Annotated in this window: 23 protein-coding genes and 1 tRNA gene; 16 read left to right on the forward strand and 8 right to left on the reverse strand. The window is 50.7% G+C overall.

Translation table 11 applies throughout. From position 1 onward, the window contains the following. Nucleotides 1-107: 107 nt before the first annotated feature. On the forward strand, nt 108-569 hold the full coding sequence (locus tag CPA50_RS07365; protein WP_096781765.1) for an FKBP-type peptidyl-prolyl cis-trans isomerase: 462 nt from the start codon (nt 108-110) through the stop codon (nt 567-569). 114 nt (nt 570-683) lie between these two features. Here the strand turns inward: CPA50_RS07365 and CPA50_RS07370 are convergent, their stop codons facing one another. Further along, nucleotides 684-2,336: an electron transfer flavoprotein-ubiquinone oxidoreductase gene (locus CPA50_RS07370; protein WP_096782374.1), complete on the reverse strand. Its 1,653-nt coding sequence runs from the start codon at nt 2,334-2,336 to the stop codon at nt 684-686. A gap of 530 nt (nt 2,337-2,866) precedes the next feature. Here CPA50_RS07370 and CPA50_RS07375 point away from each other — a divergent pair. From CPA50_RS07375 to CPA50_RS07390, 4 genes are all read left to right on the forward strand, one after another. Next, nucleotides 2,867-3,616 carry an electron transfer flavoprotein subunit beta/FixA family protein gene (locus CPA50_RS07375; protein WP_096781766.1) on the forward strand — a complete coding sequence of 250 codons (750 nt, stop codon included), beginning with the start codon at nt 2,867-2,869 and terminating at the stop codon, nt 3,614-3,616. Beyond that, nucleotides 3,616-4,557, forward strand: a complete 942-nt coding sequence (locus CPA50_RS07380; protein WP_096781767.1) for an electron transfer flavoprotein subunit alpha/FixB family protein — start codon at nt 3,616-3,618, stop codon at nt 4,555-4,557. Before CPA50_RS07375 ends, CPA50_RS07380 begins: the two co-directional genes overlap by 1 nt. A 107-nt stretch (nt 4,558-4,664) precedes the next feature. Continuing rightward, entirely contained in the window at nt 4,665-5,507 is an 843-nt protein-coding gene (locus CPA50_RS07385) for a putative RNA methyltransferase (RefSeq protein ID WP_096781768.1), read from the forward strand. An 81-nt stretch (nt 5,508-5,588) separates the two neighbouring features. Next, complete coding sequence (locus tag CPA50_RS07390) at nt 5,589-6,830, forward strand: saccharopine dehydrogenase family protein (protein ID WP_096781769.1); 1,242 nt, start codon at nt 5,589-5,591, stop codon at nt 6,828-6,830. On the opposite strand, the gene cydC is transcribed toward CPA50_RS07390, so the two are convergent. From cydC to CPA50_RS07410, 4 genes are read right to left on the reverse strand one after another with little or no spacing between them, the layout of a single operon-like run. Next, entirely contained in the window at nt 6,827-8,437 is a 1,611-nt protein-coding gene (cydC, locus tag CPA50_RS07395) for a thiol reductant ABC exporter subunit CydC (RefSeq protein ID WP_096781770.1), read from the reverse strand. The two genes, CPA50_RS07390 and cydC, sit on opposite strands and share 4 nt — an antisense overlap. Then, nucleotides 8,430-10,136, reverse strand: a complete 1,707-nt coding sequence (gene cydD, locus CPA50_RS07400; RefSeq protein ID WP_096781771.1) for a thiol reductant ABC exporter subunit CydD — start codon at nt 10,134-10,136, stop codon at nt 8,430-8,432. Before cydD ends, cydC begins: the two co-directional genes overlap by 8 nt. After that, on the reverse strand, nt 10,137-11,138 hold the full coding sequence (cydB, locus tag CPA50_RS07405; RefSeq protein WP_096781772.1) for a cytochrome d ubiquinol oxidase subunit II: 1,002 nt from the start codon (nt 11,136-11,138) through the stop codon (nt 10,137-10,139). It abuts the gene before it with no gap. A 2-nt stretch (nt 11,139-11,140) separates the two neighbouring features. Continuing rightward, nucleotides 11,141-12,571 (reverse strand): cytochrome ubiquinol oxidase subunit I, encoded by a 1,431-nt coding sequence (locus CPA50_RS07410; RefSeq protein ID WP_096781773.1) that lies wholly within the window; start codon nt 12,569-12,571, stop codon nt 11,141-11,143. Between the two features lie 184 nt (nt 12,572-12,755). Between CPA50_RS07410 and CPA50_RS07415 the strand changes: the two genes are divergently transcribed. From CPA50_RS07415 to CPA50_RS07435, 5 genes are all read left to right on the forward strand, one after another. After that, entirely contained in the window at nt 12,756-13,379 is a 624-nt protein-coding gene (locus tag CPA50_RS07415; protein ID WP_096781774.1) for a class I SAM-dependent methyltransferase, read from the forward strand. 46 nt (nt 13,380-13,425) lie between these two features. After that, nucleotides 13,426-14,115 (forward strand): c-type cytochrome, encoded by a 690-nt coding sequence (locus tag CPA50_RS07420; protein ID WP_096781775.1) that lies wholly within the window; start codon nt 13,426-13,428, stop codon nt 14,113-14,115. Then, nucleotides 14,115-15,074, forward strand: coding sequence for a c-type cytochrome (locus CPA50_RS07425; protein WP_096781776.1), 960 nt, complete (start codon nt 14,115-14,117; stop codon nt 15,072-15,074). Before CPA50_RS07420 ends, CPA50_RS07425 begins: the two co-directional genes overlap by 1 nt. A 100-nt stretch (nt 15,075-15,174) precedes the next feature. Beyond that, a tRNA-Leu gene (locus CPA50_RS07430) sits at nt 15,175-15,261 on the forward strand. A 712-nt stretch (nt 15,262-15,973) separates the two neighbouring features. Then, nucleotides 15,974-16,924, forward strand: coding sequence for a hypothetical protein (locus CPA50_RS07435; protein WP_096781777.1), 951 nt, complete (start codon nt 15,974-15,976; stop codon nt 16,922-16,924). A 367-nt stretch (nt 16,925-17,291) separates the two neighbouring features. Here CPA50_RS07435 and CPA50_RS07440 read toward each other — a convergent pair whose 3' ends face one another. Then, complete coding sequence (locus tag CPA50_RS07440; protein WP_096781778.1) at nt 17,292-18,317, reverse strand: IS110 family transposase; 1,026 nt, start codon at nt 18,315-18,317, stop codon at nt 17,292-17,294. Between the two features lie 457 nt (nt 18,318-18,774). Here CPA50_RS07440 and CPA50_RS07450 point away from each other — a divergent pair, with 457 nt between their 5' ends. Next, the gene (locus tag CPA50_RS07450) at nt 18,775-19,089 is read left to right on the forward strand and encodes a hypothetical protein (protein WP_096781780.1); all 315 of its coding nucleotides are present in this window, start codon (nt 18,775-18,777) and stop codon (nt 19,087-19,089) included. 152 nt (nt 19,090-19,241) lie between these two features. Here CPA50_RS07450 and CPA50_RS07455 read toward each other — a convergent pair whose 3' ends face one another. After that, complete coding sequence (locus tag CPA50_RS07455) at nt 19,242-19,850, reverse strand: short chain dehydrogenase (protein WP_096781781.1); 609 nt, start codon at nt 19,848-19,850, stop codon at nt 19,242-19,244. 99 nt (nt 19,851-19,949) lie between these two features. On the opposite strand from CPA50_RS07455, the gene CPA50_RS07460 reads away from it, so the two are divergent. Then, nucleotides 19,950-20,825, forward strand: a complete 876-nt coding sequence (locus tag CPA50_RS07460; protein WP_096781782.1) for a LysR family transcriptional regulator — start codon at nt 19,950-19,952, stop codon at nt 20,823-20,825. A 1,298-nt stretch (nt 20,826-22,123) separates the two neighbouring features. Further along, complete coding sequence (locus tag CPA50_RS07470) at nt 22,124-22,981, forward strand: AraC family transcriptional regulator (RefSeq protein ID WP_096781784.1); 858 nt, start codon at nt 22,124-22,126, stop codon at nt 22,979-22,981. On the opposite strand, the gene CPA50_RS07475 is transcribed toward CPA50_RS07470, so the two are convergent. Beyond that, nucleotides 22,943-23,530 carry a LysE family translocator gene (locus tag CPA50_RS07475; RefSeq protein WP_096782375.1) on the reverse strand — a complete coding sequence of 196 codons (588 nt, stop codon included), beginning with the start codon at nt 23,528-23,530 and terminating at the stop codon, nt 22,943-22,945. The two genes, CPA50_RS07470 and CPA50_RS07475, sit on opposite strands and share 39 nt — an antisense overlap. Nucleotides 23,531-23,890: 360 nt before the next feature. Here CPA50_RS07475 and CPA50_RS07480 point away from each other — a divergent pair, with 360 nt between their 5' ends. The 3 genes from CPA50_RS07480 to CPA50_RS07495 all read left to right on the forward strand — a co-directional run bounded on the left by CPA50_RS07480 (nt 23,891) and on the right by CPA50_RS07495 (nt 26,564). After that, complete coding sequence (locus CPA50_RS07480) at nt 23,891-24,385, forward strand: hypothetical protein (RefSeq protein ID WP_096781785.1); 495 nt, start codon at nt 23,891-23,893, stop codon at nt 24,383-24,385. 244 nt (nt 24,386-24,629) lie between these two features. Beyond that, nucleotides 24,630-25,082 (forward strand): GNAT family N-acetyltransferase, encoded by a 453-nt coding sequence (locus tag CPA50_RS07485; protein WP_096781786.1) that lies wholly within the window; start codon nt 24,630-24,632, stop codon nt 25,080-25,082. 723 nt (nt 25,083-25,805) lie between these two features. After that, the gene (locus tag CPA50_RS07495; RefSeq protein ID WP_096781788.1) at nt 25,806-26,564 is read left to right on the forward strand and encodes a hypothetical protein; all 759 of its coding nucleotides are present in this window, start codon (nt 25,806-25,808) and stop codon (nt 26,562-26,564) included. The last annotated feature ends 58 nt before the right edge of the window (nt 26,565-26,622 follow it).

Genomic DNA, 26,622 nt, shown 5'->3' on the forward strand with positions numbered 1-26,622 from the left:
AACGAGGCCCGGTGGTCGTTAGTCCCTCTGTGCAGTTTGGCTGTTCATGATTACTTTCGATTACCCCTAATCAAACATACAGTCATTGCGACACTCAAGGAGATCACATGGCCCAACCTCGCGTAGTCACCATCCATTACACGCTCACCAACAACCAGGGAGAAGAACTCGATTCCTCCCGTGTAGAAGGTCGTGAGCCTCTGTCTTATCTGGAAGGTGCACAGAACATCATCGGTGGACTTGAAAGTGCACTGAATGAGAAAAAACCAGGTGACCAGTTGAAGGTTTCTGTCGAGCCAGCTGACGGCTACGGCGAAATCAATGAAGAACTGGTACAGCCCGTTCCGCGTACCGCTTTTGAAGGTGTAGACACCATCGAGCCGGGCATGCAGTTCCAGGCACAGACTCCGGGCGGCCCTCAGGTTGTTCGTGTTGTGGACGTTAACGAAGAAACCGTTACCATTGACGCGAACCACCCGCTGGCTGGTGAAACTCTGCATTTTGATGTAGAAGTTATCGAAGCCCGTGATGCGACTGATGAAGAGCAAGAGCACGGTCACGCTCACTAAGCTTTTCTGAAGTCATATCGAAAACGGCTCCCCAGGGAGCCGTTTTTTTATGCCTGATAAGACGATGAACAAAAAAACGGCCCACAAGGGGCCGTTTTTGATCCTGATCCGGAATTACATGTTGGGGTAGTTTGGTCCACCACCACCTTCCGGTGTTACCCAGGTAATATTCTGGGAAGGATCCTTGATATCACAGGTCTTACAGTGCACACAGTTTTGCGAGTTGATCTGGAACTGTTTGCCGCTTCCGTCATCCTTCTCAATCACTTCATAAACTCCGGCCGGGCAGTAACGCTGAGCAGGCTCATCGTATTTCGGCAGGTTTACCTTGATCGGAATATCCGGATCGGTCAGCTTCAGATGGACAGGCTGATCTTCTGCGTGATTGGTGTTGGAAACAAACACCGACGTCAGGCGGTCAAAGGTCAGCTTGTTGTCCGGCTTGGCGTAGTTGATCTTCTTACACTCAGACGCAGGCTTCATGGTTGCGTAGTCAGGCGTTGTGTCACGGAAGGTGAATGGCAGGCTTCCGCGCAGAATGTTCTGCTCGAAGAAAGCTATTGCACCGCCCACATAGTTGCCAAACTTGTGCATTGCCGGCCCGAAATTACGCTCGTCATAAAGTTCTTTGTAGAGCCAGCTTTCTTTGAACCGGTCACCAAAGCTGGTGATTTCCTCACCAGACTGACCATTTTTCAGGGCTTCAAAGACTGCTTCTGCACCCAGCAGGCCAGACTTCATGGCCGTATGTGAGCCTTTGATCTTGGAGCCATTCAGGGTGCCCGCATCACAACCCAGTAACAGGCCGCCCGGGAAACTCATCTTGGGCAGAGCGTTGAAACCACCTTTGGTGATGGCACGAGCGCCATATGACACACGTTTTCCGCCTTCAAGATATTTCCTGACTTCCGGGTGCAGTTTCAGGCGCTGAAACTCTTCGAAAGGGCTCATGTGCGGATTGCTGTAGGACAGATCAGAAATCAGACCCACATAAACCTGGCCGTTCTCGAGGTGATACAGGAAAGAACCACCGGTTGAGCCACTTTCCTTAAGAGGCCAGCCAGTTGTGTGAACAACCAGACCAGGCTCATGTTTCGCCGGATCAATGTCCCACAGTTCCTTGATACCAATACCATAATGCTGAGGGTCTTTGCCTTCATCAAGGTTGAAATCCTTGATCAGGCGCTTACCCAGATGGCCGCGGCAGCCTTCCGTAAACAGAGTGTACTTGGCGCGTAGCTCCATACCCGGCATATAGCTGTCTTTGTGAGAACCATCTCGGGCAACACCCATATCGCCGGTGAGAATGCCCTTTACCTGACCGTCTTCAACAATAGTCTCGGCAGCAGCAAAGCCCGGGTATACTTCAACGCCCAGCGCTTCAGCCTGCTCGGCCATCCAGCGGCAAAGATTCCCAAGACTGATAATGTAGTTGCCGTGGTTGTGCATGTTTTTGGGCACAAACGCGTTCGGGATCCTGGTAGCTTTGTTCTCGTCTTTCAGAAGGAAAATGTCGTCACGGGTGACGGGAGTATTCAGTGGAGCGCCTTTCTCTTTCCAGTCGGGAAAGAGTTCATTGAGCGCAGTCGGTTCGAACACAGTACCGGCCAGAATGTGAGCGCCGATTTCTGAGCCTTTTTCTACCACGCATACAGTCAGTTCTTCGCCAGCTTCCTGTGCCAACTGCATAACACGGCACGCCGCAGACAGGCCAGCAGGGCCGCCGCCGACGATAAGAACATCAAATTCCATCGATTCGCGTTCCACGTTGGTCTCCTCAACATTATTTTTAATGGATATTATATTGCCCGCAGGCTTTGAATTCTGGAGCGCCATCATACCTTTAAATGTATCCGCAGACGACTACCCGCTGCCAAAAACTCCGGCTATATGGCCTCAAAGAATAACGTATTTGAGTGTGCAATCAAACGTTTGTTTGAAATTTGACCGCAGCTTTGGCATTGTAGTTTTGCACTATAAATCAGTGCGCTGAGTCCGGTTCTCCGCAGGTTTATGCCTTTTTCAGAAGGCTGCATATTGGTTGACTGGCTCAGGAAACACCCATGGTGCGTCTAACTGAGCTATTGACCCACTTAATCTTTGCCTTCAGTATTAGTCCGCCGTGACGAATGGCCCCAGTGCGAGGCCGCTTTTTATAACGTTCGGCCTGAATACACACAATGCTGGTATCTCGCCGAGACGAAGCAATCGAGAATACTCTGTAACCCGCCCGAACAGGCCTTTATTAGAGTGTTTTTGATAGAGTCATTAACCCATCGTAGAAGAACGAGGAATCTATGAAGGTTCTGGTCGCTGTAAAACGAGTAATCGACTACAACGTAAAGGTCCGCGTCAAGCCGGATAATACTGGTGTTGATCTCGCCAACGTAAAAATGGCAATGAACCCATTCTGCGAAATCGCTGTTGAAGAAGCGGTTCGCCTNAAGGAAAAAGGTGTTGCTAACGAAATCNTAGTGGTATCCATTGGCCCCAAGGCCTGCCAGGAGCAAATCCGTACCGCTCTGGCATTGGGCGCTGACCGTGGTATCCACGTGGAAACCGACGAAGAGGTTCANTCTCTTGAAGCGGCCAAGTTGCTTAAGGCCATTGTTGAGAAAGAAGAGCCGAAACTGGTCATTCTCGGTAAACAGTCCATTGATTCCGATAACAACCAGACTGGCCAGATGCTGGCTGCACTGACTGGTATGGGGCAGGGCACCTTCGCATCCGTTGTGGCTGTTGAGGGCGACAANGTTAATGTGACCCGTGAAGTAGATGGCGGTCTTATGACCCTTTCCCTGAATCTGCCCGCGGTTGTAACCACAGACCTGCGTTTGAACGAGCCGCGTTATGCATCTCTGCCAAACATCATGAAGGCCAAGAAAAAGCCACTCGACGTAACGAGCCCGGCTGATCTGGGTGTTGAAATCACACCACGTCTGACCACTTTGAAAGTTGAAGCACCTGCGGCCCGTCAGGCTGGTGTAAAAGTGGCTGATGTTGCCGAACTGGTCGATAAACTGAAGAACGAAGCGAAGGTGATCTGATGAGCATCCTTGTAATTGCTGAGCACGACAACAGCAGCCTGAAACAGGCGACCCTGAGTGTTGTAGCGGCCGCCAAAGCCATCGGCGGCGATATTGATGTCCTGGTTGCCGGTGAAAACTGCGGCGCAGTTGCAGAAGCTGCGGCCANGGCTGAAGGCGTAAACAAGGTACTGGTTGCCGACAACGCGGCTTACGGCCACTTTCTGGGTGAAAACCTGGGTGAACTGGTTGCCGAACTGGGTAAAGGCTACAGCCATATNCTGGCCGCTGCCGGTACTACCGGTAAGGACTTCATGCCACGCGTTGCTGCGCTGCTGGACGTTGCTCAGGTCTCTGACATTATCCGTGTTGAGTCTGAAGACACCTTTGTCCGCCCGATCTATGCGGGCAATGCCATCGCCACGGTTAAAGCCAGCGACAGCATCAAGGTAATTACCGTTCGCCCGACAGGGTTTGATCCGGTCGCTGCTGAAGGTGGCTCTGCTTCTGTCGAGCAACTGGACATTGTAAAAGACGCTGGCCTGTCTTCGTTTGTAGGCGAGCAGAAAGCGGAATCCGACCGTCCTGATCTTGCCAGTGCTGACATTGTTATCTCTGGTGGTCGTGGCATGCAGAATGGCGACAACTTCGCCATGCTGGAGAAGGTTGCGGATCTTCTGGGTGCTGGTATGGGTGCATCCCGTGCCGCAGTCGATGCAGGCTTTGTGCCCAACGACATGCAGGTAGGCCAGACCGGCAAGATTGTTGCCCCGCAGCTGTATATCGCGGTGGGCATTTCCGGTGCTATCCAGCATCTGGCCGGTATGTCGGAGTCCAAAGTGATCGTTGCGATCAACAAGGATGAAGAAGCGCCGATCTTCCAGGTTGCAGACTATGGCCTGGTAGCGGATCTGTTTGAAGCGGTACCGCAACTTGAAGAAGAACTGAAGAAAGTTCTGTAACTTTCTGTCAGACTTCAAAAAAGGCACCTTCGGGTGTCTTTTTTGTTTCAGCATCTTAAACTGTAAATTAATGCCCGCTCCTGTTCTGTTATACCGGAAACCCAGAAATGACTGTCAGCCCGTTCGAAGCTCTTGCCTGTCCTCTTGACGGCTCCCCATTGCAGAAACATGCCAGGAACTGGAGCTGCGCTGCCGGCCACACCTTCGATATTGCACGCCAGGGTTATGTTCACCTGCTACCTGTGCAGAATAAGCGATCCCGGGACCCAGGCGACAACAAAGAGATGGTTGCAGCCCGTCAGCGTTTCCTGAATGCAGGGTATTATCAGCCTGTTGCAGAAGCACTCAGCTGTGCTGTATTCCCCAAGGGTACCACTGAAGCCTCCATCAGTTGCCTGGATGCCGGTTGCGGGGAGGGATACTACCTGCGTCACCTCGCCGATAGCGCACCTGAAAATACCAGCCTCGCGCTTCTGGGGCTGGATATATCCAAATGGGCAGTGTTATCAGCGGCCAAACAGGATAAAAATCCTGCATGGGTTGTGGGGAGTAATGCCAACCTGCCTGTGCAGACAGAAACACTGGACCGCATATTGTGCCTGTTCGGCTTTCCCGTGTACCCGGAGTTTGCCCGAGTGCTCCGGTCCGGCGGTGAGATTATTCTTATAGATGCAGGGCCAGACCACCTACGGGAACTCCGGGAAATTATTTATCCGGAACTGAAAGATCCCCGGCTAGTGCCAGACACTGCTCCCGATGGGTTTACAAATGTGGATATATCGTTTGTTCGCTATAACCTGACCCTCCCGGACAAAGGTGCCATCTCGGATCTTCTGGCCATGACACCTCATCTCTACCGCGCTACCGCCGAAGGCTTGTCCCGAGCGGCGGAACTGGAGTCATTAACGGTTACGGTAGAGACCAGAATTCAGCGCATCCGGAAAGACTGACTGTTAGCGTCTTCCTGCTTTGTGGGGTACTTTACTGGTAATGGGACAGCTCCAGATCGAAACTCCAAAAAGGGATAGATAATGAGTAAGCCAGCAGCAACAACCTACGATCTGATTGTCTTTGGTGCTACCAGTTTCGTAGGCCAGATACTTACACACTACCTGTTCGAATCCTACGGTGTTGCAGGGGAGCTCAAGTGGGCCGTCGCCGGGCGTTCAGAATCAAAACTAGGCGCTCTGAAGTCAGGCCTGGGCACCGGCGCCGACGAGTTGCCGGTAATTCTTGCGGACGCCACTGACGACCAGGCTCTTACAGCAATGTGCGGGCAGACCCGTGTAGTTATCTCTACCGTGGGGCCCTATGCGCTGTACGGAGAGCCCCTGATAAAGGCCTGCGTAGCAACTGGTACGGATTACTGCGATCTTACAGGCGAAGTACAGTGGATCCGGCGCATGGTGGAGCGTTACGAAGATCAGGCAAAGGCCTCCGGTGCGCGGATTGTTCATTGTTGCGGTTTTGATTCCATCCCGTCTGATATGGGTGTTTTCTTTCTGCAGCAACAGGCGGAGAAAACCTTTGGCGAGCCCTGTCAGGATGTGCGTATGCGCGTGAAGGTTGCCAAGGGTGGCCTGTCTGGTGGTACGGTCGCTTCAATGATTAACATCGCCAAAGAAGCCGCTGCCGACCCGGAACTGCGTAAAGAACTGGCCAATCCGTTTTCTATCTGCCCACCGGAACACCGTTCACAGGTACGACAGCCAAGCCTGAAAGGAGCAGAGTTCGACAAGACCTTCAATGTATGGCTTGCGCCATTCGTTATGGGGGCAATCAATACCCGCATCGTGCACCGTTCAAACGCTATGCAAAGTGCCCGATACGGTAAAGAATTCACCTACGATGAAGCCATGATGACCGGCCGTGGTACCAAGGGCCGCCTGAAGGCCTATGGCATAACAGCAATGCTGGCCGGATTCTTCACCGCATCAGCTATCAGGCCCTCCCGCTGGCTGATTGAAAAAATCGTACCCCAGCCGGGTGAAGGCCCTAATCCGGACGCCCAGAAGGCCGGGTTCTATGACCTTCGATTTGTGGGGCGAACCTCGGACGGCAGAACAATGATTACGAAAGTCACGGGTGATGCCGACCCAGGTTATGGTTCAACCAGTAAAATGCTTGGTGAAGCCGGCATGTGCCTGGCATTTGATATTCCCGCAGATCATCCCGGGGGCTTCTGGACGCCAGCTTCAGTACTCGGGGATAAACTTATGGAACGCCTGACAGGCAAGTCAGGGCTGACGTTTGAAGTGGTCGAAACCCGCTAAAGCAGGATCACTCGGTCGGTGCCCGTAAGGGCATCCGGCCCGTGTGCCAGACTGATTACCGTTCTGCCTTCCAGCCAGGCATCAATATGCCGGGTGATTTTCTCTTTTGTAGCCATATCAACACCAGTGAATGGCTCGTCCAGAATCAGCAAGGGCGCCTGGCTCAGAAGCACACGGGCAAGGGCGACACGCCGCGCCTCGCCGCCTGAAAGCCTGCTGCCTGAACTGCCCAGCCAGGTATCCAGCTGATCCGGTTCCGACATAAACCGCTCAGCCAGATCAACCTTCTCCAGAATTTGCCATAGGTCTGTTTCAGTTGCGTCTGGCGAACCCAGCAGAAGATTTGCCCGCAAGGTATCTTCAAACAACACGGTTTTCTGAGTGAGATAGGCGCATGGCAGGGTGACACAGGCTCCGTTTGAAGGCACCAGCAGCCCGGAAAAAGCGTCGGCGAGGGATGATTTCCCACTACCGGAACTCCCGAGTATCCCCACTCGTTCACCGACTTTTACCTGCAGGTCGAAGTGAGTGAAAAGCGGCGCATATGCCGGGTACTTAACCGTCAGGTCTTTTGCCAGCAGCGCCGTACCTTCTGGCAGAACAACGGTATGTGCGGCGCCCTGGGAGTCTGGCTCCCGGCAATCCCGGTTCAGCCTGGCGGCAGACGCCTGGGTGGCCCCCAGCTTGCCGAAAGCATCAGGCAACATACTATAGACTTCTGCAAGCCCGAGGAGGGCTATAGGCAGTAAAACCAGAACAGGGCCGGATATAGCTCCTGAACGAAACAGCTCAAAACCGGCCCAAAGTGCAAACACCGCAGACAGGTTAATCAACAACTGCGAACCCGACTGGTGCCAGCCAATGCGGGAATCCGCTTTTACCTGGTCCGACGACGACTGATACGCCTGCCGCAGGAGCCATGCTCCGTGTTTTCCGGTGCGTCCGGCCGCAGTAAGTTCAGCAAAACCTTCCAGGTGTTCTATAACAGAGGTTCGCAGAGCTTCCTGCAGATCACTCTGGCGGGCAGCAATTTTCACGGTTCGTATATATGTGCCCAATGTAGCTAGTACAAAAGCCACTCCGAGTATCATCCCAACTCCGACAGCAACCTGAATATCAAAAAGTATCGCTGAAAAGCCGAATACGAGCAGCGTAACAAATGCTGCAAGTGCAGCAGGGGCGATCAGGCGCAGGTATAGGGTATCCAGCGCATCAACATCATTTGTCAGCCGGGACAGCCATTGAGCGCCGGTTAACTCATGTCTCTGACCCCGACCAGCAGAGGCCAGCCTGCGAAACAGTTCAACCCGGATATCGGTTAATAACCTTAACACCGTATCGTGGTTATACAGGCGCTCTGCGTAACGGGACACCGTGCGGGATACCGCAAAAAAACGTATGCCACCACCGGGAATGTAGAGGTTAATCGTGGCCGGCAAACTTGCTGCCAAAAGAATGCCTGCCAGCGCGGTTTTTGTAATAAACCAGCCAGACAACGCCAGCAGCCCAAGGCCGGAGAGCAGGGCTGCAAGCATTAACAGAGCTCCGATCAGAAGTCTTCCGGGACGGGCATAGATAAGCTTCAGCCAGGGTTTTAACTCAGACATTCCTGATATCTCCTCCGGAAACCAGCAGTACCCGGTTAGCAAGAGCAAGCAGGGCGTGATGATGGGTGGAAAAAATCAGTGTTTTGCCTGCCATAGCGAGTTTGTGCAGGGCTTCCAGTACAAAGAGTTCGCTGTCACTGTCGAGGCCGGCGGTAGGCTCATCCAGAAGAATCACCTCATAGTCCGCAACGAAAATACGGGCCAGACTCAGGCGCCGGGCCTGTCCACCGGAAAGCCCCTGGCCGTCTTCAGAAACTGCACTGAAAATGCCAGCTTCCCGGCTATCCAGTAAAGGGCCAAGCCCCACATTTCGCAAGGCCGCTTCTATTGCTACATTGGAGACGTCCGGGCTCGTAAGCCGCAGATTGTCCGCCCATGTGCCATGCACGAGAAAACCGCTCTGGCCAAGCCAGCCAAAAGCAAAACTACCCGCGGGCTTACCGAACAGGCGAACATCGCCGCTGTCTGGTTCCAGAAAACCTGCCAGCAGGTGTAAAAGGGTGGATTTACCGCTTCCTGATGGACCGGTCAGGGCGATTACCTCGCCTTTACTTACGGTAAGAGAGATATTGTTCAGGATCTTGTGGTCCGGGCGAAATGCCACAGACACAGAGTTCAGCTTGATTGTATCTGTGTCTGTATCCGGCTCAGGGGCCAAACCCTCCGGGCCTGCCTCTTTTTCAGGAGCCAGAGCGGTAGGCGCATCAGTACCAAGCCTTGCCAGAATCTCTGCGCCAGCTCCAAGTGCAGCGGCACGATCATGATAGTGCTGGGAGAGCGTACGCAATGGCTGAAAGAATTCCGGGGCAAGCAACAGAATCAGAAGGCCAGAGAAAAGCGTCAGATCAGACGATGGTCCATAGGTGATATAGCCAAGAAGACCAAAGCCGATATAAATGGCGATTACGGCGATCGCAACCGACGCGAAAAACTCCAGAACCGCTGATGACAGAAACGCAATACGCAGGGTTTTGAGGGTAATCCTGCGGTAATGATCCGACCGTTTCTGGATCAGCTCTGCGGCGCTGTCAGTCTGCCCGAACAGTTGCAGGGTGGTCAGCCCCCGGACCTTGTCGAGGAACTGGCCAGACAGCCGGCTGATGGTCTCGAAATGTTGCTGATTGAGCTTTTCTGCGCCCATACCCACCAACGCCATAAACAGGGGAATCAGGGGAGCTGACAGCAGAAGGAAAATCCCCGCAAACCAGTCCAGATAAAACACAAGCAACAGAATCAGCAAAGGAATCACAAGAGAAAGGATCATCTGGGGGAGGAAACGCGCAAAATATCCGTGCAGCGCATCAACGTGATCAATCCATTCCCGTGCCAGGCTGCCAGCTGAGGTTTGCCCCAGGGCCAGCGGGCCACTGTTTCGCCAGTGCCTGTGAATTTGTCTGCGCGCAGTGCGACGAACCTGCTCACTGCATCTTGCGGCGAGTTGCGTCTGAACACCCTGAGCTATCGCACGAAAAATAATAGCCAGTACAAGCCCGGCAAAAAGAGGCGCCAGCACAGAGGCTGGCGCATTTTCAATAACTCCAAGGTGAACGATCCGGGCCAGAAACACCATCTGGACGATGGTTGCGACACCTGCAAGGGTGCCGGCTGCAACTGTACCCCGGATCCAGCGCTTATTGCCGCTGGCAAGCCCGGAGAGCCAGCGCCTTACGGCGCTGCTCTCAACCTGCGTTTCACTCACTTAGTGGTAGCCCTCACCAGCCCGTACCTTGCCCCGGAAGACCCAGTAGGTCCAGGCGGTGTACACAAGCACGAAGGGAATCACAATCAACAGACCCAACAGCAGGAATACCTGTGAGTTGTATGCTGACGCCGCATCCCACAGGGTGTAGTCAGGTGGAATCAGGTAAGGCCAGCGACTGACGATCAGGCCAAGATAGGTTGTGATGAACAATCCCATTGTGGCCACAAAAGGCATGCCTTCATAGCGATTGCGTACAGACCGGAAAATCTGGAATGCACACAGCAGAGTCAGGGCAGGCAGCACCCAGATAATACTCAGGTTGCTGAACCAGCGCTCACGAACCATGTCGTCAATGAAGGGTGTCCAGACACTGATAATCCCGAAGACAATCAACACGGCTGCCAGCAGGGGCAGGGAGATCCTGTAAGCCCATTCCTGAAGCCGTCCCTCTGTTTTCATGATCAGCCAGGTAGAGCCCAGCAGCGCATAACCTGCAAGCAGTCCAAGGCCGGTCAGCACCGTAAAGGGAGTCAGCCAGTCCATGCCACCACCTGTAAACACGCCATTAGTCGTTTCATAACCCTGAATGTAGGTCCCGACAACAACGCCCTGAGCGAAGGCTGCTACTGTGGAACCTCCGGCAAAGGCCCAGTTCCACAAGTAGCGTGAAGTACGCGCTTTGAAGCGGAACTCAAAGGCAATGCCCCGGAAAATAAGACCGGCGAGCATCAGGAAAACACCGATATACAGTGCAGGCAGCAGAATGCTGTAAACCAGAGGGAATGCGCCCAGAAGTCCGGCGCCGCCAAGCACCAGCCAGGTTTCGTTGCCATCCCAAACGGGCGCGACGGAATTCATCATAGTGTCGCGATCCTGCTCCGACGGAGCAAAGGGGAACAGGATTCCCACGCCCAGATCGAAACCGTCCATCAGTACATACATGATGACGCCAAAACCAATAATAAATGCCCAGACCAATGTGAGATCAAACAGTTCCATATTCACTTGCCTCCCTGATTGACTGGCTTGAGTTTTGAGTCTTCGTGCAACTCAAACGGCACATGACTGGCAGACAGAGGTCGCATAGGCCGGTCAGATTCGTCGGGCTCATTGTCGTATTTATCCTCAAGCCCTTCATAGAGCACTCGCATCAGGTAATACAAACCGGCAGAGAACACCATGGAATAAACCACCACATAGCCGATCAACGTGAAAAGGGCCATGCCTCCGGTCAGCGACGGGGTTACAGCCTGGGCCTGAGTCATTATCCCGTACACTAGCCAGGGTGCCCGGCCGACTTCGGTTACAAACCAGCCGGTGAGTACCGCAATAAACGGAGCAACACTCATAAAGCGCATACTCTGCAGAAACCAGCGGGCGCGCCAGTAGCGGTTACCAACCCGCAACGCCAGCCCTGTGAACCCCATCAGAATCATTAAGGTTCCAAGCCCGACCATGGTCCGGAACGACCAGAACACAATGGCAACCGGGGGCTGTTCTTCGCGCGGCACATCCTTCAAGCCTGGCACCACACCATCGAATGAATGAGTCAGAATCAGGCTGGCCATACTCGGAATGCCGATTTCAAAGTGGTTGGTCTGGTTCTCCTGGTCTGGAATGGCGAACAACAGGAGTGGCACATGTGAAGAGGTTTCCCAGTTACCTTCCATAGCCGCTACCTTGGTTGGCTGATGCTCAAGGGTGTTAAGCCCGTGTGCGTCACCTACCAGGAGTTGTGCCGGCGCGATGAACAGAATCAGCCAAAGGCACATTGAGAGAGCCTTGCGGTTGGCCTCTACTTCGCGGCCCTTAAGCAGGTACCACGCGCTTACGCCGGCGACAACAAAAGAGCCGGTAAGGAAAGACGCGAGAACCTTGTGAGCGAAGCGGTACTGGAATGACGGGTTGAATATTGCCTCTGTCCATGAAGTTACATGGAAAACACCATCACGCAGTTCGAAGCCCGCAGGGGTCTGCATCCAGCTGTTTGCGGAGAGAATCCAGAATGCAGAAATGAAGGTCCCTGTGGCCACCATGATCGCCGCAAACAGGTGGACGCCCGCAGGCACCCGATCACGCCCGAACAGAAGCACACCAAGAAATGCCGCTTCCAGGAAGAACGCTGTAATCACCTCATAGCTCAGCATGGGGCCGAGGAAATTGGCGGACGCCTGGGAAAAATTACTCCAGTTGGTGCCGAACTGGAACGACATCACGATACCGGATACCACACCCATCCCGAAAACCACGGCGAACACTGTGGTCCAGAATGAGGACAGCTTTGCCCAAACGGGGTTTCTCGTTTTGTACGCAAGCCCCTCAAGGACAGCGATATAGGAAGCAAGGCCGATGGTAAACACCGGAAATATGGCATGAAAAGACACAACAAACGCGAACTGAATTCGCGACAGAATGAGAGGATCTAGTTCCATAGGAACACTCCGGTAATGATAACTTCACAATAAACGAGCCCAGCAAACTCGTTCGGTCGCTGCCTTAGCTTGTATTGTTATATTGTTATTACCAGCAGATACGGTGCATGCTACCGGATATGGTAACAAAACCGATAGGACAGATTGTCGCACTCGTTGACTTAAGACAATTTTGGTGCAACGCATGAGCTATTACGAAGAACGGATACTGCCACACATCATAGACCGTGCCTGTTCTATGGGCCAGGTTATGAAGCTGCGCAGCCAGCTTGTGCCGAGAGCCAAAGGCCGGGTTCTGGAAGTAGGCATGGGATCAGGTATTAACCTGGAATTCTACAACCCGGAAACCGTTTCCATGGTTTACGGGCTTGAGCCTTCAGACGGTATGCGGCGCAAAGCAATTCCCAATGTAAAGCGTTCGCCGATACATGTGGAGTGGCTGGGCCTGCCGGGAGAACAGATCCCTCTCGCCGACAATAGTGTGGATACTATTCTGCTTACCTTTACGTTATGCACTATACCTGACTGGAATACCGCACTGCTGCAGATGAAACGGGTACTGAAACCAGGGGGCGAACTCCTATTTCTGGAGCATGGTGAAGCACCCCATGAGACTACCCGTAAGTGGCAACACAGGATTACCCCCGGCTGGAAAAAAATATCCGGTGGTTGCCACCTGAACCGACATATCGCAGATCTGATCCGCCACGCCGGTTTTGAGCTGGAGGAGCTTGAGAACTTCTACATTCCCAATGCTCCTAAAATAGCAGGCTATATTTATAAAGGCATGGCGCGGAAATCAAACTGAGATATCCGTGCAGATTGCCAGAACAAAGAAAGTCAGGAGCAAACTGATGAGCAAAAACATAAAAACCGTATTCTTTGCACTAGCCGCCCCCTTGGCGCTGAATGTAAGTGTAGCGATTGCTGCCGGAGATTCAGACCCTGGAGAATCCATTGCCACACAGGGCAACGGCGCAGGTGCTCTGGCCTGCAGCATGTGCCATGGCCCTGACGGGAAGGGCAACGATGCTGCTGGCTTCCCGGACATCGCAGGCCTCAATGCTGAATACATGAGCAAGCAGCTTCATGACTACGCCAAAGGCACTCGAAAAAACCCGATCATGCAGCCTTTTGCATCAGCACTGAGCGATGAAGATATTCAGGCGGTAACCACTTACTACCAGAACCTCGAATCACAAACTGCAGCCGTTACTCACCAGACCGCAAACCCGGATAACCAGGGCGAATGGCTGGCGATGCGTGGCGACTGGGATAACGTCATCCCCGCCTGCAACCAGTGCCATGGGCCCAACGGCATGGGGGTAGGGAAATCCTTTCCGGCTCTGGCGGGGCAGCACTCAAGCTACCTGAAAGCTCAACTGACCGCCTGGCGAAGCGGAACCCGTGACAATGATCCGAACGAATTGATGAAAGGCATTGCGGAACGGCTCAGCGAACAGCAGATCTCGGTTATAGCCGACTATTATGCGAAGCTGCCCGAGCAACTGGCGAAGCAGACCAGCCAAAAGGAGAGCCACTAATGAACATCCGGAAATCACTCCGTTCGGTTGCAGTCAGCTCCTTCTTGGTTCTGGCCCTGTCTACGCTTGTTCACGCAGCAGACACCAAAGTGGATTACCAGAAACAGATACCCCCAGGACCTGCAGGCGAGGTCACCTTTAAGCCACCACTGGAAGCAGATATACCCGACAACCAGTATGGAGACATGGTTCGCCTTGGCCGCGACCTGTTCATGAATACCCAGCAATTGCGCGGCAAAAACGTGTTTAACGACCAGAACTGCGTAAATTGCCACCTGGACGCTGGCCGGGCGGCTCACTCAGCACCCATGTGGGCAGCGTTCGGAATGTATCCGGCGTATCGAAGCAAAAATGACAAGGTAAACACTCTTACAGAGCGCCTGCAGGGTTGTTTTACCTACTCCATGAACGGCATCCCTCCGGAAGCCGGCAGTGAAACCCTCGTTGCTATGGAGACCTATATTCACTGGCTATCAACCGGTGCACCTGTCAACAAGGCTCTCCCGGGCCGTGCCTACCAGAAACTTGAGAAACCGGAGGGCGGTTATGACCGCAATCGCGGTGCCAGGCTTTACACAGAACAATGCGCGGTATGCCATGGTGATGATGGCAACGGCCAGCGGGTGGCAGGGCAGGTTGTATTTCCACCTCTATGGGGCGACGGAGCCTACAACTGGGGAGCCGGGATGCACCGTGTAAACACCGCAGCAGGTTTCATCAAAGCCAACATGCCACTGGGCAAACCATACTCCCTGAGTGATCAGGACGCCTGGGACCTGGCAGCGTTCATCAACAGCCACGAACGCCCCCAGGACCCCCGACGCCGCACTCAGGATTCCCTGGACAGCACCGCTGAAACCTTCCATAACCATGATGGTTTCTACGGTAAGGAAGTGGACGGAAAACGCCTCGGGGATCACCATAACTACGGCGAAAACCCTGGTGTTGCCAGCCAGTAGCAGGTACCGAAGCCGCCGGTAAAGCTTGCCGGCGGCGTTTTGAATTGCGTTATTATCCGAGGCCTTATACAATTCTGGCCCTTAAAACCTGCCCCCGAATGCTCCGGTGGTGAAATTGGTAGACACAAGAGACTTAAAATCTCTCGACCTCACGGTCGTGCCGGTTCGATTCCGGCCCGGAGCACCAATAAAATCAATAGCTTATATATTTCTGGAAAATCCCGGCGCGCTTCTAAAGCTCTTTTGTAGACGCTATGTAGACAAAATGGGTGCCTTTTATCCTTCCTTGAACTGACCTTAAGACTCTAACTTCTTTGGGAACACGTTAATGAAGTGTTCGGCTGTCATTGGTTCCAAAGCTTGCTGGTTGTCGGCCCGATTAAACAAAAGCGAACATTCGAGAACCAGCCATTTCCGCCAATTTTTCCTCCTGCGCCGCTCTGAAACCGACGATTTTCAAAACTCAGAACGTTCGATCGCCCCGATTGCGACCGGAGAATCTTGATGGCGAAACGGCCTGTCGCTAAAGTGTGGGTATAATGAAAAATACTCAAAACGCCAAAATTCCTGCGGTTTAATGTGAACGGCTCTGCACACTTTTCACAAAGCATTTCTGTAGGTATCTGTTTCGGCGAGGGAAATTTTCGTCCCTCTGGATTTAACTTGCAAAAATGCGCACAAATATCCCGCGTGCACACTTTTGACAAGATCAGGAGCCCAAAAGCCCTCTGAGATAGAAAGGTAATACTCTGAAAAATATAGCCTATTCGGGTTGTGAAGGAGTTTTGGGCGGGGCGATAGTGTTGAGGTTTAATAAGAATGCAAACTAATAAGCTGTTATGTGCCTATGCTTTGGTTCTTTTATATATGCATAACTACTATTTCATAAGGGAATATTTATGAATACTAAAATTAAATTTTCGGTACTATCGTTATTTACTATGTTAAGTTTTTCGTCATCAGCTAGTTCTAGTGATTATGCTGGGACTGCTCATGTAATTAAAGGTGAGGCTAAAGTCAACGTTTCAACGTTATTTACCTGTAAAAAAGGACGTTCACGTCCGTCTCCAGTCGGCATTAAAAAATATGATAATATTGAATATATTGTTCCTGCAAAGGTTCAGTATGAACAAAATAGTTTTGCCACAGACCTTTATAATGAATGCTCGAAGGTAACCCCAAAATCTTTATCTGAGGTTAACTTGTCGTCCGTACCTATCATAGAAGTAGATAAAGATGGAGAGGTTATTACAGGGTACATATTTGCGGATAATTACTTTGAGTTATTTATAAACGGTAAGTTAATAGCCGTGGATCCTATACCTTTTACTCCTTTTAATTCCAATGTCGTGAAATTTAAAGTTAAAAAGCCATATGATATTGCAATCAAAGTTGTTGATTGGGAAGAAAATTCTGGCTTGGGTAGTGAAGATAATCGTGGTAAACGTTTTCACCCAGGAGACGGTGGTTTTATAGCAAGTTTCTCTGATGATACGATAACAGATTCTAGTTGGTCAGCTCAAACTTTTTACACCTCCCCTATTTATGATCTGAGTTGTGCTAAAGAGATTGGAGAGCAGCGTTCAACAACAGAATGCGATACCAATGGTGCGGATAAATACATTGATACCTACTCATTACATTGGGATATACCGGTAAATTGGAAATCAGACGACAGCTACTTATCTTGGCCAAACGCAGTGGAGTTTACGGAGTCTGAAATTGGAGTCGATAATAAGAAAGCTTATATGAACTTCCAAGAACAGTTCTCTGGTGCTGGCGCTTCATTTATTTGGTCAAACAATGTTGTGTTAGATAACCTTGTCTTATTAAGGTATCGAGTTAAATAAGGCACATAACAAGTTGCTCAAGTCGGATTGCGGTAAACTGTCACCTTGTTTGCAAAAAAAAACGCAAACAAGCCGCCACTTCACCACAACCGCTTAGCAAGGCTACATGGACTCCCCCTGCGGTCAAGCAACGCCATTTGATTTCGAATCGGTTTGAGACTGCAGCTCTACATTCGGCCTCTGTGTGGGCGCTTTTGCCCGGGCCAGGATGATGATGCGTGTGAGTGATGGCCTCATTCGTTAGTCGGCTTGTTATAGCCGCTGAGCTAAACAGGCTCTATCACTCTTGGTCTGACCGTTCCGTCATCGCTTGCCGTTGCAAGACTCGGTTGGCAGGCGTGCTCTGCCTGTCGTCGTTGCTCGGTTATCAGCCCTCCAGAGGCTGCGTTTTAAACTCTGTCTGATTCATGAGCAGTGCCCATATAATCCGGGCATTCTTCGCTGCCAACGCGACGGCTGCCCGCTTGTACCCACGTCGCTCTACCAACTCTTTGGCCCAACTGCTTAGCCGGTCATTCTTATCGGATAATTTCGCTATGACTGCTCGGGTGCCATGAATTAACAGCGTTCGAAGATATTTGTCTCCGCGCTTGGTGATTCTGCCCAATCGGGGTTTGCCACCCGTCGAATATTGCCGGGGCACCAGACCCAGCCAGGCGGCAAAATGTCGTCCGCTTTTGAATTGTCTGGGATCAGGAGCGCTGGCGAGAATGGCTGTCGCGGTTTGTGGTCCAATGCCAGGGATAGCCATCAGGCGCTTGGCTTGCTCATCACGCCGGGCCATGGCTTCGATTTCCCTGTCATAAGCCAGGATCTCTTCATCAAGTTGTAGGATGCGCNGGTTGATGTTGTTGAGTAATCGCCTTGCCAGCATGGGTAAGCCGTTTTCGGCATCCTCCAGGATTTCTGGAATCCGGTGTCGAGCGTGATAGCGCCCTTGAGGGATGATCAGCCCGAACTCAGCCAGCAGTCCACGAATCTGGTTGATCTGGGCCGTGCGTTCTTTGATCAGCCCACGACGAATGCGGTGTAGGCAAAGTACCGCTTGTTGATCCTCGGTCTTGATCGCTACGAAACGCATATTGGGTCGACCGACAGCTTCGCAGATGGCCTCGGCATCGTTGTCGTCGTTCTTGCTGCTCTTGCGATAGGGGGCAACAAAGCGGGGGGCAATGATCCGGGCATCGTGGCCGAGCCTGGTCATCTCCCGTGCCCAGTAGTGGGCACCAGAACAGGCTTCCATACCGATCAGGCACGGTGGCAGCTGTGCAAAGAACGCCAGCAGTTTAGGGCGATTAAGCCGTTTGCGAACCACGACCTTGCCGTATTGATTGGTGCCATGAATACTGAACACAGTTTTCGCCAGATCGATGCCAATAGTTGTAACATTCATGAGGACTCCCCCTCTTCTGATTGAAGTCTGACTACACCTTCAATGTGGCACATGATTGATGCCATGGGAGCAGGGGGAGTCCATATCATTCGTTATGAGTACATGATGGAGGTTTATGGAGAGTAATTGGCAGGTTGCAGGCTTGGAGCTTATCGCATTTCTCAATTATTCCTTCGCATTCATCGTGTCTATCGAGATTGCTTCTCGTGACTTGCTCACGGTTGGCCGAAAATTGAGTTGGACTGCATTTGTCTGGTTAATTCCTCTCATTGGCCCATTCGTCGCGCATCGGCATCTAAAAATTGGTTGGGCGAAAGGGAGAAATGGCGGTGGTAATTCAAATGTTCCACCCGGTGACGGGGGGGCTTTTAGTGCAAACTCATAACAAGGCGCTGTTGTCGGACGCACCTACGCTGCGCTCCGGCACGCCGCAAAGCCAAGCGTTAAGTGTAAAGCCATGAATGAAGTTAGTACGGAAAAATGGTTTATTCACGATCCGGACAAGATCATGAAAATAGCTGCAGGAGTTACGCATCTTTCAGCTGCCTTAGAACCAAGAGAAGATTTAATGTTCTTTGAGCACAAATCTAAGCCATTAAATATCGACTTTGGATTCTATGGCGATGAGGTGACATTGGAAGGCGAATGGGTGGTATGCGTACTGAACACCTCTCTCGAAGAACCGTGGGATGATCCAATAGATCGAATAAGTTCAAATAGTTTTGTAGAGGGTCTCAAGAATGTACAAAGCTGCGTGGCAAAATACACTTAACAAGGCCATCACAGGAATCCAAAACCGCCGCTCCGCTCTGGTTTTGTCTCCTGTGATGGCGGCGTTATAGGGTGAGGATAGTTCGTTAATAACTCGAAGCGGATATTAAAATCCCCAATCGAAACAGAGGCTTAAAACATCACAACAGAAAATTACGCATCAACGGTGATCACTTGACCTGTTATAAATCCATCAACAGAGCGAGCAAACGCCTTACCTACCAAGCTGCCTGGTACTGGTTGAAAGCCTGACATCATTTCTCCATAGACGTCCCATGCCTCTTCAATTACGGTTGGGTTAATCGAATTTATGCGGATGCCTCTTGGTAGCTCAAAGGCCACAGTCTTAACAAAGGTATCAATGGCTCCGCTGGTGGTGGCATCAGCAATCGCCATAGGGATTGGTTTTGAGCTCAGGATTCCAGTAATCAGAGAGAATGATCCGCCATCATTGATGTATTCCTGACCAATACGAACTAAATTGATCTGCCCCATCATCTTACTGAGGACGGTTGTCATCCATTGTCCTTCGGTCATTTCGGTAAAATCGGCGTATTCACAAAGGCCGACCGTGTTGACGACAGCATCGAATGTACCTATTTGCTCGAATAGGTGTCTGATGGATGACTCACTACCAATATCCACTTGATAATCACATCCCTTGCCTGAATAGCTGGCGGTGACCACTTCATGGTGTCCCAGTCCGCTCAGTGCGGCTTGACCCATTTTCCCTGATGCTCCTATTACAATAATCTTCTTCATATCTACCTCTTGCTGTGCCAGTTGTTTGTCATTTGAGTAGCCATAGTAGTCAGCCAAGCATACAATTATAAACAGTTAACTCTTGTTAGAGATACAAGTATGAGTGGTATTGATCGGTTGGAAATTAAGCAGTTAAGGATATTTCAAGCCCTGTTAAGGGAGCGAAATGTTTCTCGGGTTGCTCAGCAGGTTGGGTTGACACAACAAGCTGTCAGTGGGCAACTGAGTAAATTGAGAGAGATATTTAATGACCGGCTATTCCTTCGTAAGAGTAATGGGCTGGTACCTACGCCCTATGCCGAACAATTGAGTGGCAAGATTGATCAGGCTCTGCAAGGTTTTGAGCAACTGTTAGAGCCTGAGTCGTTTGAGCCTGAGCTTATAGTAGGCACTTATGTTATTGCCGCCACCGATTATGCTCAGCAAGTCGTGTTGCCGGAAGTTATCGCCAAGATGCGACAACAGGCCCCCAATTTGAAAATCATTATTCAAGATTTGGATATTGACAATTTAAGTGATTCGCTTACAACAGGAAAAATTAATCTGGTGATAGCATGTCCAGATTTTGTGCCAAGTAATTACCCCTGTAGGACGCTTTTTTCTGAGCATCATATTTGCGTTGCGGCTAAGAACTCTCCATTGGCTAATAAGAAATTGCGTCTTCATGATATTGCCGGCTATCCTCAAATTATTGTTTCGCCCTCTAGGCCCAATTTTCGAGGATCAATAGATACTTGGTTCGAAGAGCATGGCTTGAAGCGTAATGTTGTAATTTCTGCACCTTGCTTCTCTATCGTTCCTCTTTATTTGGAAAAAACCGAAGCTATTGCCTTTTTACCATCGAGAGCGCTGGAAAACTCCAATTTGTCTATCCTTGATCTTTCGGAGAGTCCTTTGAGTTTTGATGTGATTGTGGCTTGGCATCCGCGTTCAAATAAAGACGCCCTACACAATTGGGTTGTTGATTTTCTATAACCTATTTACTGCCCAATAGGCACCACTATCAGCTATTAGCACATAGCTGCTACTCTCCAAATATTCGTATGTTACCCTATAACAAGTTGCAGCAGTTCGCGCCTTTGGCGCCGGACGCTCTTACCTCGCGCCGCTATGCAAAGCATTATGTGGGCAGTTCATGAAGGGATTAGAATGCCGAAAAATTTGACCGAAGCGAAGGACAAGCTTTTAAGCACAGAGTACCCGCGTTGGCGCAATTTTTTATCGTGCACGATTCTCGTGCTTGTCGTCACGGGCGCAGTATCAGCTTGGTGGTATGTCTATTACACGACCCCCGACACTGAGTGCCACAAAGGATTTTTGTATTTCTCTGTCATATGGTTGGCTGTGCAGTGGGTAGTCATTGGTTATCTATATCGCTACCAAAACATTCCGGCATTTGCTCGGGATGCGATCAAGCTGCAGATATTGTTAGGTAATATTTGGTTTGGGCTATTTCTTTTTTCGCTACAGCCTTGTGCTCAGTAGTCCACCCACATAACCAGTAGTTGTAGTTTGTTCCGGCCTACGGCCTCCACCGGACGGCCTTTTCTCCGCTTCGCTACGTAAAGGCCACCGTTGAATTTAGGCGTTATCTTCAAAATTTCATGTCTGCTTTGCGATCAACGCGAAAAGTTCAATAGGACCTTTATCCCTAGCCGAATTAATGGATCACCAGTTTTCTTTTCTATGCTTCAGGAGTCTGCAAACGTACAGTTATTGACAGAACTCCAAGGTGGCGGAATATTCTCACAGTTCAGTTTCTCCCAGGCATAAGCGGTATCGTCAGGCAGTGCGTCGATTTCCGTCTGTGTCACTTCACGGACTTGAGTGAGGCGATTAACCCGTTCGAGCCAGGAGTCTTTCGAGGTGCACGCTAATTCCTCAGTGCGCTGCGGCCGCTTCACCTCCCATCGTAAAGCCCTCGTAATCCAGTATCGACCCCGAGCATAAAGGCCAACAACTTGCCTTTGGAGGGTTCGCCATACTGATTAACAGGCCAATCAAGATACTCACCGGTGTCCTGATTGAACTCCAGCCATTAGTTAGCTGCATGATGTTGGGCTAAGATGTTGCCATAGCCGCCCGGAGATGGCTGGCCGGTATTGTGATCTGAATATCGCTGATGCACAGCTATGATCGGAAAACGAGCAAAATTGCATCAATTGATCGCAAGTGATGCAAAAACAACAAGGCAGCTGTGGATTAAGCTCTGTGAAGCGTTTTTCTACAGGCTCGTTAGTATTGAACCAATACACTGAGAGTGTCAGCAGGATATGAAAGACCCAAGCAAACCTGTGTTCTGGCGAGATTGGCGCATGCCTTATGTGGAGCTCCGGAAAGTCGTGGACGGAAGACAGGTCTGCTACGCCCCACACAGCCATACTCAATGGTCCCTGGGTGCTATAACTGAAGGCCAGAGCACATTTCTCTACCGGGGCGGTCAGTTTAAGGTCAGTGCAGGAAATTTGGTAATTGTGAATCCTGACTGGGTGCATGCCTGTAATCCAATCGACAATCAGCCTTGGGGCTACCTGATGCTGTATGTTGACACCGATTGGTTAACCAATTTGCGATACGAGGCGGGCCTTCTGGAAACACCTTGTTGGGAGGATATCGCGACAGCCACCATGCCTGATCACGAGTGGTATGCGGGCTATTGTCGGATTGCAGAATGTTTGCTGGGGCCGGATCGAGAGTTGCTGGAAAAGCAAACGGCTGTCGTGGAATACCTGACAGCCCTGATGCACGAACTGTCAGGCCAGGCGGCAGAACCGCGACCGAAGGCACCGGATAACTTGCAAGCGGTGGCTGACTACTTGAAGGCTCACGCATCAGAGGAGGTGTCTTTGGATACGTTGTGCGAGCGCTCCGGATACAGCCCGGGGCATTTAATACGCTCCTTTAAGCATCACTTTGGCTTCACTCCACACGCGTATCTGATCAATTACAGGGTCCAATACGGGCAACGGGAGCTGAAACGCGGCAAGCCTATTGCTGAAACTGCAGTTAATGCCGGATTTTCCGACCAGCCACATTTTCAACGCACCTTCAAGAAATTGCTGGCTGCCACGCCGAAGCAATACCGACAGTCATTACTCAATCAGCAGATAGATACAGCTGGCGGCAAGTAACAGTGCGAGTGCCCGGTTCAGTATCCTCAGAACAATGGGGCGTTGAATGTACCGTCGCAGATAAACTCCAGCGTAAACCCAGCAACTTAGTGACAGCCAGCAGATGGGCATATAGAGCATCGCAAACATGATGACTTCACGGAAGTCGTGACAACTCGTGTAAGCCCCAATCCCCGAAGCTGAAGCTAGCCACGCTTTCGGGTTGAGCCACTGCATGATCGCGCCGGTTATAAACCCCGGTGCCTTTTGGGTTTCGCCCTCTGGCAGGCGCCCGTCATCGAGAAAAAGCTGCACACTAAGATAAAGCAAAAATGCGACGCCGGCCCAGCGCAAGAATGCGTTGAACCCTGGTACAACCGTCAGCACAGAATAAAGCCCCAGACCTATAGTAACGAAAAGGACGATGAACCCCAGAGTCGCACCGGTAACGAAGATTAGCCCTTTGGAAAGGGGGTAGCGGGTGCCGCTGCTCAGACACACCAGGTTTACGGGGCCGGGCGAAATGGAAGCCGCCAGGGCAAAAGCCGTCATTGGTAAAATCAATGATATTGTCATTTTTGTCTCTTTGTTTATTGGCTCCTGCTAAAGTTTGCGATAGCGTAAGTGCTAAGTATTGAACAAAATTGAGGTGACCCTGTTCGGTGGAGTCGGGTTCAGAGTGCGGGCGATTTTACGGAGAATGCTAACAAAGCTGTGCATGCGACAAGCGTGTGATCGTGACGGTGAGGCGGTAGAAAAAAACCAAACGAACCCGGTTTGATAAGATTGAGAAAACGATCCTGCCATTCTTCTGAAGATCATCCTGTCTACCTGTTTCAAGGGCATTATCTCCAGCTGCGAGATGAGGCAACGGGGCGACAGCGAAAAGGAGAAAACCATCTACAGACTCTTTGGGAAATAGATCATATTATGTCAAATTACTACACTTTTACTTTAAATTTAAAACTTAAGCGAAATTTAACTTATACAGATATCACGGTATTGGAATATATTCTTAATGGTGAAGGGGCTCCACCAACTGATTTACCAGATCACAATTTTTTTGATAATGGGCTGCCAAAACATGTTTACTGGAAATCATATAAGGATTTTTCAGTAGGAAGCTGGCGTTCTGAGTTTTGGAAATCAGTGTACTCTCCAGGTTGTATTGCAGATGGTGAAATGAATTATGGTGTAAATATACATCTGCCTAGTACTAAAATGGAGGGTGCTCTTAGCGAACTTCCATTTGCTTGCTGGCTTGCAACAATTAGTGCTTCAATTGGATATGTAGGGGCAATTACCTGTGAAGATGATGGTGTTGGAATGCCACTATTACTTATGTTTGTAAGTGACGGGCAGTTAAAAATAAGTAGCTTGCCTGGCAATCTTGAAATGGACTCCGCTGAAGGTATATCTGGTTAATCGGCTGTGTGGACAATCAAATATACTTGGAGCTCCTGATGTGGTAATTGTACTATCTGAAGGAGGGTCTGGTTTTACTAAACCACCCAAAAGGGATGTTGTTGGATATGAAGATAAACTTACCCCTTGTTTAGCCATCCCTGAAACCGAAATGCCTAATGGAAGCCGGGTTGGGTGAGGGGTAGCCAGCCGTTGTGCTAACTATTCAGAGCGGAAAACCCTTCAGGACAAATAGAGGCCAACTATGAGTACCTTCCAGACAAACTTCGTCGTGGCGAGTGATAAACAGGAATGGCGGGCTCTTTTTGACGGCTACGCCGAATTCTATGACGTACCCATGAGTGATGCTATTGCAGATGAAGTGTGGAAATGGCTATTGGACCCGACTCACGTGCTTGAAGGGTTGATCATCCGCACTGACACTGGCAATGCAGTCGGTATCGCCCATGTTCGTGCTTGCCCGCGCCCTCTTGGCGGGAACGAAATTGGGTTTCTGGATGACATGTACGTTTCCATGGAGGCTCGCGGTAGTGGGGCCGCCGACGCTATTTTCGAGGCTCTTCAGAACCTCGCTCATGAGCGAGGCTGGGCTGCTATACGCTGGATTACCCAGTACTTCAATGATCGAGGCCGAGCCTTCTATGACAGGTACACCTCGGGGCCGAGTGATTTCATCATGTACCAGTGGAAGCGGTAACCCTGCATCGCTAAAAGCGTAATGGCCGCTGAATATTGGCATTAGGGACTACCAGCTTCTAACTAATTGAATAACTATATTATTTTCAGTTGCCTTGGCTCCATTCATATGGTTTCAAGAGTTGCTTTCTTGGCATCCGGAGCATTAGGGTTGTTGCACTATTATTTTCGGCTATTTCGCCCGGCATTAATGGTGTCGTTTTAGAATCGCCAATCTTCGCCGCAGTGATGGGGATAATACATTTGATCCTCGTGTGGGCTATTGTCAGAAGAATGGCTTAGGCAATGCCTGTTATCATTTTTCTTCCAATTCTTCAGTACGGAACTTTGTGCCTGAAGACTGGTATTCAGGGTCAAAGCCACCGTCAGTTGAATGTGTTTTTTCAGGCATTAGGCGACAATCTCGGCTTTGAATACCCGGAGAAACCGGCAACTGCGTTGGTAGGGCTTGGTCTCGCTTACCAAGATCCAGCGTCGCCTTAGTCGGCAAATACGAACTCTCAAAAACTGAAAGGCCGTTGGCCTCTGTTTCGTGTTTCGATCCAACAATAACGGGCTATCAATAACTGACATACAAATCTTAACGGTATGACGCTTTTGTTGATATATCGTTTTTTGTACCATTGTCTCCGCACCTTTAACGCTGCATGGCTGGAAGTGTGCAATTTGCGATGATGAAAGGGTCTCGAATATCCATCAATTACAAAATGCTAGGAGCATGTAGATGTTTACATGGATCAAAGGCGGCGCGCTTAAAGCCTCTCCAATTCTTTTCGGTACACTTTTGGCTGCTTGCGGCGGAGGAGGAGGAAACTCTTCCTCCGATACCAATGCTAGTGAGACAAATGTCAAACTCGCTCCTGGTGGCTATGCGACGGGAATCGTTTATGGGGATGGAAGCACCGAAGAAGCCATCACGCTTCTTAGTCCGACTGGAAAATTCGTTACCGTAGTCTATTTAGACTCTATTACGGTGGGAACACTCCAGTTTGGTAGTGACGGTTCGATTAGTGGCAGCGGCACTGATGTCACCTTCGATAGTTCATGGGAAACTATTAACGGAACGTTAACTGGCAAGACTCTCACGTCGGGAACGGCCACAATCACGGCTGGAATCGCTGGGGTTGAGAATAAGGTAACTTTGGAGCGAGACCATCAATATAGTGATCTCGGCATAACGATGTCAGCTCTGACTGGCACCTATTCCATGTCCGACCCAGAAGTCTATCCAACTACGGTAACCGTAGCAGAAGACGGAACTATTACCGGTAGTGACACTACGGGATGCGCATTCAATGGATCTGTTTCCATACCTGATACGAAATACAATGTATTCGAGGTTTCTTACAAAGCGTCCAACTGTGCAGACTCGTTGCGCAACGGCCAGTTCTTTGGTCTGGGTGCCTATGACCCAGAGTTAATGGAGCTTGAGTTTGCTGGCACTGATAGGGAGGTCACGGCTGTTTTTATTGGCACCAAATAAGCATTAGAAAAAGAGGGGGCTTTGAGCTCCCCTTTTTTATTTGGTTCCCCTCCCGCAT

The sequence above is a fragment of the Marinobacter sp. ANT_B65 genome (assembly GCF_002407605.1).
GTDB lineage: Bacteria > Pseudomonadota > Gammaproteobacteria > Pseudomonadales > Oleiphilaceae > Marinobacter.